2 protein-coding genes are annotated in these 1062 nt (G+C 63.9%); both read right to left on the reverse strand.

Annotated features, from left to right (window positions below):
- Positions 1 to 18: 18 nt before the first annotated feature.
- The gene (locus C1I98_RS39205) at positions 19 to 603 is read right to left on the reverse strand and encodes a hypothetical protein (RefSeq protein ID WP_111172218.1); all 585 of its coding nucleotides are present in this window, start codon (positions 601 to 603) and stop codon (positions 19 to 21) included.
- On the reverse strand, positions 600 to 1062 hold a 463-nt coding region (locus tag C1I98_RS42375; protein ID WP_158558412.1), incomplete at its 5' end, for a hypothetical protein. The genes C1I98_RS42375 and C1I98_RS39205, both read right to left, overlap by 4 nt.

Raw genomic sequence — 1062 nt, forward strand, 5'->3', positions numbered from 1 at the left:
CCACCCCCACCCCGCCGATCAGCCAGGACGCGGCACACAACCATGCAACTCCCCATACCGCCGCTGCGCGATCCGCATCAACTCCGTCAAATCCCTAACCGCATCCCGCCCCTCGGCCACCCGCGCCATGGAGATGTCGATCCATGGGGCGACACCACCGCACCGGAAGATCGAAAAGACGTCATAGGGATCCATCGACCCGGGCGGATCCGCCACGACGAGGACCGATCCCCTTCCCAGATCCGGCGGCAGCGGCGTAGGACGATACTTGGCGAACTCCCCTCCGTGGAGTCGCTCCCATACTTTGTCCCCATCCTCCTGCGCCCAGCCGATCGACACGGGATCCGGGTAGATATCCGGCGTCCTGCAATGCCCGAATGTCTTCCACTCACCACTCATACGGCTGGTCAGCGGACCTGAGTAACCACTGATCAACCGGACCGCTTCCGCTGGGACGAACTCGCAGATGTAAGGTGCCGAGTCGAGCACCGGGCGGGTGTCTGCCCTCGGCGCGGCCATACCGGTCTGTACGGAGGCCGAGCAACCGAGCAACAGGCTGGCGACCATGCCCAGCATGACCCCGAAGCGGGCCACATCGCTCATGGCTCGTCCTTGGAGACCCTGTAGGCGGCCAAATCGAGGTTGCGCCGCGCGTCGCTCCTGTTGTTCAGGGTGTCCCTGCCCCTTTCGAGTAGGTCGTTGATGTCGCTGATCTGACGCGCCCACTTCAGGAAGTCTCCGTACTGAGCCGGCGTCATTGACGCGATGGGCTTGATCCGAGGTGGATTGTGATCGGTGATGAAGGTCTCATCCGTCAATCGGACGTGCTCGAAAAGGCCGTGGGTGAGCATGGTGGAGGCGACCATTTGTTCGGTCAGGCGGTCTACCGCTGCCTCGTTGTCGGCGAGGTCGTGGTAGGCGAGGTCGAGGGGGAGGCCGGAGGTGCCGGCCATGTGTTTGGCGATTTGGTCGTAGCCGGTGGTGGTGAGTTTTTCGTGGGACTTTGTAAGGATGTCGCCGAAGGCGCCCTTGGCGAGGGTGCCGGCGAGGGGGGCGCCGGGG

It is taken from the genome of Spongiactinospora gelatinilytica, assembly GCF_003236385.1.
In the GTDB taxonomy this organism is placed as follows: Bacteria; Actinomycetota; Actinomycetes; order Streptosporangiales; family Streptosporangiaceae; genus Spongiactinospora; species Spongiactinospora gelatinilytica.

Bases quoted from the DNA above. Each gene is read 5' to 3' on its own strand.
- C1I98_RS39205 (WP_111172218.1), bottom strand. From the start codon at position 603: ATGAGCGATGTGGCCCGCTTCGGGGTCATGCTGGGCATGGTCGCCAGC.